11 protein-coding genes and 1 pseudogene are annotated in these 8,726 nt (G+C 33.6%); 11 read left to right on the top strand and 1 reads right to left on the bottom strand.

The genetic code is table 11. The features are described 5' to 3' along the window. From KY055_02485 to KY055_02500, 4 genes are all read left to right on the top strand, one after another. Window positions 1-205, top strand: a 205-nt coding sequence (locus KY055_02485) for a hypothetical protein (GenBank protein ID MBZ1345470.1), incomplete at its 5' end; no start/stop codon positions are given. A 180-nt stretch (window positions 206-385) separates the two neighbouring features. Continuing rightward, window positions 386-931, top strand: a complete 546-nt coding sequence (locus KY055_02490) for a nucleotidyltransferase domain-containing protein (GenBank protein MBZ1345471.1) — start codon at window positions 386-388, stop codon at window positions 929-931. Then, complete coding sequence (locus KY055_02495) at window positions 928-1,410, top strand: hypothetical protein (GenBank protein ID MBZ1345472.1); 483 nt, start codon at window positions 928-930, stop codon at window positions 1,408-1,410. The genes KY055_02490 and KY055_02495 overlap by 4 nt, the downstream gene beginning before the upstream one ends. A 137-nt stretch (window positions 1,411-1,547) precedes the next feature. Then, window positions 1,548-2,300, top strand: a complete 753-nt coding sequence (locus KY055_02500; GenBank protein ID MBZ1345473.1) for a hypothetical protein — start codon at window positions 1,548-1,550, stop codon at window positions 2,298-2,300. Here KY055_02500 and lexA read toward each other — a convergent pair. After that, entirely contained in the window at window positions 2,295-4,211 is a 1,917-nt protein-coding gene (lexA, locus tag KY055_02505; protein MBZ1345474.1) for a transcriptional repressor LexA, read from the bottom strand. The genes KY055_02500 and lexA overlap by 6 nt on opposite strands. Window positions 4,212-4,417: 206 nt before the next feature. Here lexA and KY055_02510 point away from each other — a divergent pair, with 206 nt between their 5' ends. From KY055_02510 to KY055_02540, 7 genes and pseudogenes are all read left to right on the top strand, one after another. Continuing rightward, on the top strand, window positions 4,418-5,056 hold the full coding sequence (locus KY055_02510; GenBank protein ID MBZ1345475.1) for an NYN domain-containing protein: 639 nt from the start codon (window positions 4,418-4,420) through the stop codon (window positions 5,054-5,056). Window positions 5,057-5,191: 135 nt separating this feature from the next. After that, a complete protein-coding gene (locus KY055_02515) occupies window positions 5,192-5,749 on the top strand; it encodes a hypothetical protein (protein MBZ1345476.1) in 558 nt (185 codons plus the stop codon). Window positions 5,750-6,234: 485 nt separating this feature from the next. Continuing rightward, window positions 6,235-6,741, top strand: coding sequence for a nitroreductase family protein (locus KY055_02520; GenBank protein MBZ1345477.1), 507 nt, complete (start codon window positions 6,235-6,237; stop codon window positions 6,739-6,741). A 207-nt stretch (window positions 6,742-6,948) separates the two neighbouring features. Beyond that, window positions 6,949-7,038, top strand: a pseudogene (locus KY055_02525) (MerR family DNA-binding transcriptional regulator). 640 nt (window positions 7,039-7,678) lie between these two features. Next, complete coding sequence (locus KY055_02530) at window positions 7,679-7,945, top strand: STAS-like domain-containing protein (GenBank protein MBZ1345478.1); 267 nt, start codon at window positions 7,679-7,681, stop codon at window positions 7,943-7,945. Between the two features lie 179 nt (window positions 7,946-8,124). Beyond that, window positions 8,125-8,283 carry a hypothetical protein gene (locus KY055_02535; GenBank protein MBZ1345479.1) on the top strand — a complete coding sequence of 53 codons (159 nt, stop codon included), beginning with the start codon at window positions 8,125-8,127 and terminating at the stop codon, window positions 8,281-8,283. 228 nt (window positions 8,284-8,511) lie between these two features. Beyond that, complete coding sequence (locus KY055_02540) at window positions 8,512-8,712, top strand: hypothetical protein (GenBank protein MBZ1345480.1); 201 nt, start codon at window positions 8,512-8,514, stop codon at window positions 8,710-8,712. Window positions 8,713-8,726: the final 14 nt, after the last annotated feature.

Consider the following 8,726-nt stretch of genomic DNA (forward strand, 5'->3'; position numbering starts at 1 on the left):
GAAGACATCAAAAAAACTCCCCTATAAAGGGGAGTTTTTTTATTACCCGAGCGTAGTGAGGAGCGGAGATGAAGGCAAACCCCAAAGGGGGCAAACTTCATCGACTATCGGCGACCCCCAAACCTCTTTTTCTTTAACCAAACTCGGCAAAACAATCGCCCTGGAAACCGCCAAATCCTTCCGCCAAAGAAAATTGTTTAAGTGAATATGAAGTTAAAAAATCTACCCAAAACCGACCGCCCCCGCGAAAAATTAATCCAAAAGGGCACCGAAAATTTGAGAGACGAGAAACCTTTAGCTATTTTGTTGGGAACGGGCAGAGAAAATTGATTTCATTTTTGTATTATGGTAATATTTAACTATAATTATAGTAATATTTAACAATATGATTTTATTGCGTTCAAAAATAACCAAAAAAGTTCTTAATTTGTTATTCTTGAATGAAAAAGAGAGTTTTTATGTTAACGAATTAGCTAAATTGTTAAAAGAAGACCCTTCCAATGTCTATAAAAAACTTCTTGAACTCAAAAAAGAAGGAGTGCTTTCTGATGAATTTCGGGGAAAAGAAAGATATTTTTTTCTGAACAGAAAATACCCCTTTTTAAAAGAATATAAAAAAATCATTCTAAAAGGTTTTGGATTTGAAAAAATTTTGAAAGAAAAATTAAGTAAACTAAAAAACATTGACTCTGTTTATATTTTTGGTTCCTATGCTAAAAACCGACTCTCTTTGGAAAGCGATATTGATGTTTTGATTGTGGGAGATTTCGACACCTTAAAGGTCCAAAAAGTAATTCTGGAAATCCAAAAATTAACCGGTAGGGAAATAAATTCTGTGGAATTAACAAAAAAAGAATTTGAAAAAAGAATGCGCAAAAAAGACCCATTTTTAAAAGATATTTTTTCTAAAGAGTATATAAAACTCTTATGACCTACGGAAGCTTTTCTTATGGTTCAACAAGTTATGGTGGTAGCGTTCCTTTTAGGAGATTAACTTTCGATACAAAATTTTTTCAAAAGAAAAGGTTTGAAAATAAAACTGTTTTAAAATATTTTCGTAATACTACTAAAGATTTAGGTATTGCCGTTCGTAGCAAAGAACCGGAAGTAATATTTAATTTTTCTTACTCTGCTTTGGTTAAAATCGGCATTGTTCTAATTTTTGTTTGCGGTTACCGGGTGAAAAGCAGGGTTGGTCATCATATTAAGATTTTAGAAAAATTATCTCAAATTTTGAATGATGAAAATATAGAAATTATTGGAGACAGAATGAGAAAAAAGAGAAATTTAGATTTATACGAGGGAGGAATAATTATTTCCCAAAGAGAAGCGAAAGATTATTTAGATTTCACAAAAAGAATTATTAAAAAAGCAGAAGAATATTTAAAAAATCAAAAATCGTTGTTTTAAAACAGGAAAAACTTAATGATAAAAAAATGACAAAAATGAAAGACCTACCCAAAACCGACCGCCCCCGCGAAAAATTAATCCAAAAAAGCCCTCAAAATTTAAAAGACGATTTTTAAGGATTATGATAAAATAAAAATATGAAATCAAAGGAAATTGAATTAATTGAAAAAAGATATTTTGAAGAGATTTATTTTTTTGTAGAAAAAAATCTTGCGTGGTTTCTTGAAAGATTAAAATCAAAGAATAAGATAAAGAAAGATTGGCTTGGGGTATTTAAAGCAACGAGCCGAGAAGCATATAACAAGTCTTCAGAACTAGACATCGGTGCTGAAAGGGTAGTTCATAACTTATTTGGGCAATATAGAATATTTGCAGTCAATTCTTCACCTATTGGTTCAGATCTGATGTTTGAAACCCCGGATGCTTTTATACATTTAGAAATTAAAACCGCTACCGATTCTAACCCCGCAGACTTTAAAGGAAAAATACAAATAGCTCAAAATCAAACGACTTACGGAATTGATAAAACAGCAAGGGGAAATTATTATCCATTTATACCTAGTTTGCCGAAAGTCTATTCAAATGGGAAAATCTGCTTAACTTACGTAATCCAAATAATACACAATAATTTAGAGAACTTACCCAAAATTATAGTTTTATTTTCAATACCTAACGGATTACTAAAATCTACTTATGGCAATTGTATTAACGCTGGTAAGCATATGAAAGAGCTAAATAGATTGCACTCAAGAGGAGATATAAGATTTTTATATAAGAAAGCTAAAAGATTCCAAAACTTAAAAGGAGAACCACAGAGGATAAAAGTTATTTATCCTAAAAAATACTCCAAGAAATTGCTTAAAGATTATCTAGGGTTAGAAGAATTATAACACTTTAATTTTACCACACCTTTTTCTTATAATATTTAGGTAATCTTTCTGTAATTCTATACCGATTGACCTTCTATTGAGTTCTTTCGCAACTTTTAAGCTTGTTCCACTTCCAGCAAATGGATCCAAGACAATTCCATTTTCAGGACAACATGACAATATTGCTCTTTTAGGTAATTCTTCAGGGAATATTGCAAAATGGGAATCCTGTGATTTTCCTGTAGCAAAATCCCAAACATCACCTGGATTTTTTCCTAATTCGTGTGGCTTTACGGTTTGTAAAACATAATGTTCTTTTATCATAATTTTATCATATCTGTCGTCTTTGATATCCAAAATATTCTTTAGTTTTGGCCAATCTTCTGGTTTAGGTAGACATCTCCCACCCTTATCTGTTCTGAACCAATGTCCAGCAGTATCTTTGTAACCAAATATTTTATCTATTTTTTTAGACGATATTCCTTTATTCTTTCTATATTTTTTTATAAAGTGTATTATTTCTAACTCTAGATTACTGTCTATTTTGTGTTTTCTTTGTCTAGAATAAAATTCTCCATATACAGACATCCTTGCACCTGGTGAAGCGCCTAAATTTATTTTGTTAGTATTTTTAAATTTACCATTGTACCCATTTTTATTATTTATTTTATCTTTCCACTTTTCGTATTCTTCGATGGACAATGTGAGTGGTAATTCTAATTCTTGATTAGACTCCTCTACTAATAAAGTCCTTTGTCTGGGACTTTTTTCTTTTTCATTATTATTTTTATGTGGGATTCTAATAGAATCTAAATCAAAATAATATTCAGGAGTTAGGTAGTTATCTGGTTTTTTAACGAATAAAAATATTGGTTCATAGATATTCGAGAACCTATCTTTTATTGATGATGGCATTGCATTTGTTTTCCGCCATATTAAAGTATTTCTTATCGCCCAACCAATTTTTTGCATTTCTATCGCCAATCTAAAAGGAATCATTTGCAGATTTTTATCAATATATTTATCTCCTATATTTAAGAAATATGCACCATCATCAACTAAAACTCGTTTCAATTCCTTCGCAATGTCTAATATTTTTTTAATATATTCTTCTGGGCTTTTTTCATTACCAATTTGTCCTTCAATTCCGTAATCTCTTTGTCCCCAATAAGGCGGAGAGGTTACAATACAATTTATTGATTTGTCGGGTAGTATTTTTAATTTTTCTATAACATCACCAATAATTACTAGCGGTTCGGTATCTTTGGGCAAATTAATAAATTGACGTTGCTCTTCCGATCTTTTCCGCATTATCGTTACTTCCCTTTTCAATTCCTCGAAACTCCTAATAACACTAATAACTTTTCCCTGTATAACTAACTCCTTTGTAAAAATCGGTTTGATATTTGGATTAGCGGGTTGGAGACGGAATCCATTTCTTTCTCTGTAGATTTTTTTTAGAGTTACTTCATTCCCGTTTATTAGGGCAACTGCTGTTTCTCCATTTTCTACCATTGGTTGTTTTCTAATTATTACCGTGGAGCCATCGAAAATTCCCTCGTCTATCATACTTTCCCCCTGAACTTTTAAGGCAAAATGTTCTCCAGATTTTGAAAGTAGATTTTTTTGCACCTTAATTGTTTCTGGATTTTCAAATACTTCAATTGGTTCGCCGGCAGCAATAGTGCCGAGCAGGGGAATTTTTACTAAATCTGACCTACCTCTTTTTTTATTTAACTCAATTGACCTTGGTTGGTTTTCTATCTTTCTTAAATATCCTTTTTCCCTAAGAGTTTCGACGTGTTGATGAACAGTTGAAATCGAAGATAACCTAAAATGCTTCTTTATTTCTTCCAAAGAAGGAGCATAATTATTCTTCTTTATATATTTAGTTACGTAGTTCAGTATTTGCCTTTTTCTTTTAGTAAGCATATTAGTTATCCATAGTTTAGTATATTATATCAAAACCATACCGAAAGAAAACCGAAAGTTATCCACATCCCCCAAAGTTGACTTTTGGGAAAAATTGAATTAAAATCAGCTAAAGTAAGCTGATTTTTTAAAATTAAAAGTCGAAAAATTAATTGAAAAATAATCAAAATTTGGGCCGAAGTTGAAGAAAATTTAATTAACAAAATATGGAAAATCAAGACTTCAAGTTTAAATTAAAAGGTAAGGCTTTAGTTTGTATAGATTGGGCCAATGTTTATGGTTGGCAAGAAGGCCTTGACTGGAAAATCGATGCTCAGAAATTGATTAAATACCTTTTAACCTATCCAGAGGTTTTTAAAATTAATTTTTATTTTGGCACTGATATTACTAAAAAATCACGAGATTTTATTAATTCATTAAAACAAAAAGAGAACGATCGGTTCTTTGTAAGAACAAAAGATGTTAAATATGTTCCGGTAGATCTTGATAAATCTTATTTAAAGTTGCGAATGGTGGAAATGAGACAAACTTTGAAAAATCGAAATGTTAATAATAAAATCACTGAAGAATTAGATAAGCTGTTTTCTCAACCATTAGCAAGGCGTAAATGTGATTTTGATATCGAAATAGCCCTTGATGTTTTTAATAATTTAGATAATTTCAGCTCCTTTATCTTATTCAGTGGAGATGGTGATTATGCACCACTTATAGAATATTGTTTAAGGCATCAAAAACAAACTATTGTCGTGGCTTTACCTGGTAATTTAGGGAAGGAGTACAGGGTAATATCTAGGGGGTTGTATATTTGTAATATAAAGAAGTTACGAAATTTTATCAGCAAATAAAATTCCCGAGAGATTACTCTCTCGGGCGTGATTTATTATATAATAGCAAATCACAATACCTTGTCAAGAGGCAAGCGAAATAATCAAAATTTAGGCCGGAAATTAGGAAAATAAATTTATTGCTATATTTATACTATGAATCAAAAAACAATTATTTTTATTACAGGTAATCATTATAAATTCCAGGCTGCCAAGATAGCCCTGAAAAATACCAAAATAAGATTAGTCCAAAAAAAGATGTTGTGCTTGCCGGAAATTCAAGACGAATCGGTTGAAAAAATTGCGAAGTTTTCAGCAAGCTGGGCGGCAAATATTTTAAAAAAACCAGTAATAGTTTCAGATGGGGGCTGCTATATTAAGGCATTAAATGGCTTTCCGGGGCCATTTATTAAATACATAAATAAATGGCTTTCTCCAAAAGATTTACTGAAAATTATGTCAAGCAAAAAGAATAGACGTGTGGTTTGGGTTGGTTGCGTTGCTTATTGTGAACCAAATAAAAAACCTGTTGTAAGTATTGAAAAGTATAATGGAAAATTAGCGTTAAAATCGGGCAAGAATATTTATCGCAAAGATTATGCTTGGATTGATACACTTTTTATACCCGATGGTCATAAAGGACCACTTTCCGAAATGTCCACTCAAGATTATATGAAATTCTGGGGCAATGGCTTTGATTTTCTTTTATTCTAATTCGCGCGAATGGTGGAATAATAAAATTTTGCGGAATTCACTGAAAAATAAGTAGACTATAATAAATCTTAAGAGTAAAATTTGTTATACTGTTATATAAAAAAGGAAATTCAATGCGTTCAAAGGTTATCAACGTTTGGTGTCGGTGCGGTCAGGTGATTTTTAAGTATAACAAAGTCGGCGCCGGCAAACTTATTAAATGCTATCTGTCGAGAATTTTGGTTGATAATGTTCATATCCCGCTAGACATTCATCTTGGCGCCAATCTTTTCTGCCCTCTTTGTAAGAAACGAATTGGTATTATTTATGGAATAAAAGGCGTACGGGCAGTAAAACTTAATCAAGGTCAAATAAGGCCCTTTCGACTCGGCTAAGATGATAAAGAGGCAATGCGGCGTACAAGACTCGCTTGACTACAGGGCAGGCAAAAAATTAGGGAAACCCCGATAGTATATGCTTACGCATAACTACGGGGCAAGAAATTAATGGATGATGTTTTTAAGAAAAGGCGTTCGGTAAGGAGATTTCAAAAACAGGAGGGCGAAGAAGACTTCGTCTTCTTCTTCCCCCTCGCTATCGCTCGGGAGATAGAGCCGGAGAAATTAAAGGAGATTTTGGAGGCGGCTCATTCCAGCCCTTCGGCTGGCGATTTAAAAGCCCGGGAAATTATAGTTATTAAAGATAAGAAGGTAAGAGAGAAATTAGCCGAAGCTGCTTTGGGCCAGGATTTTATCGCTGAAGCACCGGTGGTTTTGATTTTCTTTAGTATAGGTTCGCGTTCAGCTCAAAAATATGGGAAGCGGGGCAAAAACCTTTACGCTTTGCAGGACGCCACTATTTCAGCCAGTTTTGCCTGGTTGCAAGCAGTCATACTTGGTTTGTCAGGTTGCTGGGTGGGTGCTTTTGAAGAGAGCCGAGTAAAAGATATTTTAGGAATAAAAGAGGACTGGCGGCCGATTGCCATTTTACCTCTCGGCTACTCAATGGAATAGCAATTTTGATGTCCGGGATTTATGTTAAAAAGACCAATGAGCCCGTTTTTTTAAATTTGCATAGTTTTGCATACTATTTGCCTAGTTTTGATTTTTTTGGTATGATTATTTTATGAATAAAGAACTTTTAAATGAGCCCGTTTTTTTAAATTTGCATAGTTTTGCATACTATTTGCCTAGTTTTGATTTTTTTGGTATGATTATTTTATGAATAAAGAACTTTTAACCATTAGCGAAGCCGCTGAATTTCTAGACGTTTCTATTGATACATTGAGGCGCTGGGATAAAAGTGGCAAGTTAGTTGCGACTCGAAAAGAGGGAGGAACGCACCGGTATTATTTGAAAGGGGATCTGACGCTTTTTTCTAGCGACTTATTGAAATTGGCAAAGGATTGGGCTTTTTCTGGAGGAGATATACCCCCAGAGTTTTATTGCTCAAATAGCGCGATTTTTCAGGCAAGATTGTTGAGAATGCAGGATGTACTTATAGCTTCTAAGAAAGTTGATAAGATTTTTTCTCTTATTGTCGCAGTGACCGGTGAGATCGGTAATAATTCTTATGATCATAATCTTGGTAATTGGCCTGATGTGGCTGGAGTATTTTTTGGTTATGATATTAATAAAGGCACCATTGTCTTAGCGGATCGGGGGTTGGGTATTCTTAAAACATTAAGAAGGGTAAAACCTTCGCTTGCCAATCATCAAGACGCTCTTTTAGTTGCCTTCACAGAAATGATTTCTGGCCGAGCGCCTGAGAATCGTGGAAATGGTTTAAAGTTTGTTCGTAAGATTATTTCGGAGAGCCCTATTGATCTGTTCTTCCAGAGCGGCGATGCTGAATTAAAAATGAAAGGCAATAATCCAAAGTTGGATATAGGGAAATCCAAGACCAATATTATAGGATGCTTTGCAATTATTAACTTTTAATCTAAAAAATATGATTATTGAACTAAAAAAATTTGGGAATACTCTCATATCAAGGCAGTCCGGACGAGAAGCATTTGCCGCATTTCAGCCGACCTTGCGCGATGTTAATCCGGCAGAAAAGCTTGAGATAGATTTTGAAGGTGTTTTAACGTTTTCTCCCTCATGGGCGGATGAGTTTCTTACCCCGCTTATAAAAGAATTTGGCGATCGAGTTATTCTGCGCACTATTGATAATCCTTCTGTAAAAGCAACATTGGAGATCTTGGAAAAGAAGTGAGGTAGTATTTGTTGTGGAAAAATGGTGTCAACCCTGGTTTTTTAAGCAAAAAGTCGAACCCCGGTAAAGGAAAGCTCCGCTTTCACTACGGGGCAAGAAATTAATTGAGAAAATTTAATTATAATATGCCTAAGAAAATAAAGGGATGTACTCACTTAATTATAAAAAACGGAAAAATTGTGAACATTTTTACTCACCTTAGCAATTTACCTAAAAATGGAGTAGTTCATCTCAAGGGTGATAAAATATATACCTTTGAAGAATTTAAAAAATTCCATATTCATGACCACAATGAATTAAAGCCCAAAAAGAGGAAGGTGATAATATCAGACTATTGATAAAAAATTTGCAAAAAATGGGGTTAATTCTATTTTTAACCCCGGTAGTAGAACCTGCGGTTCACTACGGGGCAGGCCCCAGTAGTAGAAACTTCGTTTCACTACGGGGCAGGCCCCAGTAGTAGAAACTTTGTTTCACTACGGGGCAGGCAAAAAGTCGAACCCCCTTCGTTAAAACTTCGGACAGGCAAGGAAATTAATTAAGCCTACGGGGTAAAAAATAAAATTATGGAAGAATTTTTAATTCAAAATCCGTGGATTATTTTAGTGGCGATTTTATGGACAATTCCTTGGAAGGGAATGGCTCTATGGAAGGCGGCAAGAAATGAACACAAATGGTGGTTCATCGCTCTTTTAGTAATAAACACCCTGGCAATTTTAGAAATTATTTATATTTTCTTTTTCAGTAAAAAGAAGGTGAAAGAATAAGTGCTAAAAAAGCG

Source organism: Candidatus Nealsonbacteria bacterium (assembly GCA_019923625.1).
Classification (GTDB): Bacteria; Patescibacteriota; Minisyncoccia; order Minisyncoccales; family RBG-13-42-11; genus JAHXGN01.

Coding starts and splice junctions, on each gene's coding strand:
- KY055_02530 (MBZ1345478.1), top strand. CDS start 7,679: ATGATTATTGAACTAAAAAAATTTGGGAATACTCTCATATCAAGGCAG.
- KY055_02515 (MBZ1345476.1), top strand. CDS start 5,192: ATGAATCAAAAAACAATTATTTTTATTACAGGTAATCATTATAAATTC.
- KY055_02540 (MBZ1345480.1), top strand. CDS start 8,512: ATGGAAGAATTTTTAATTCAAAATCCGTGGATTATTTTAGTGGCGATT.
- KY055_02490 (MBZ1345471.1), top strand. CDS start 386: ATGATTTTATTGCGTTCAAAAATAACCAAAAAAGTTCTTAATTTGTTA.
- lexA (MBZ1345474.1), bottom strand. CDS start 4,211: ATGCTTACTAAAAGAAAAAGGCAAATACTGAACTACGTAACTAAATAT.
- KY055_02500 (MBZ1345473.1), top strand. CDS start 1,548: ATGAAATCAAAGGAAATTGAATTAATTGAAAAAAGATATTTTGAAGAG.
- KY055_02520 (MBZ1345477.1), top strand. CDS start 6,235: ATGGATGATGTTTTTAAGAAAAGGCGTTCGGTAAGGAGATTTCAAAAA.
- KY055_02495 (MBZ1345472.1), top strand. CDS start 928: ATGACCTACGGAAGCTTTTCTTATGGTTCAACAAGTTATGGTGGTAGC.
- KY055_02510 (MBZ1345475.1), top strand. CDS start 4,418: ATGGAAAATCAAGACTTCAAGTTTAAATTAAAAGGTAAGGCTTTAGTT.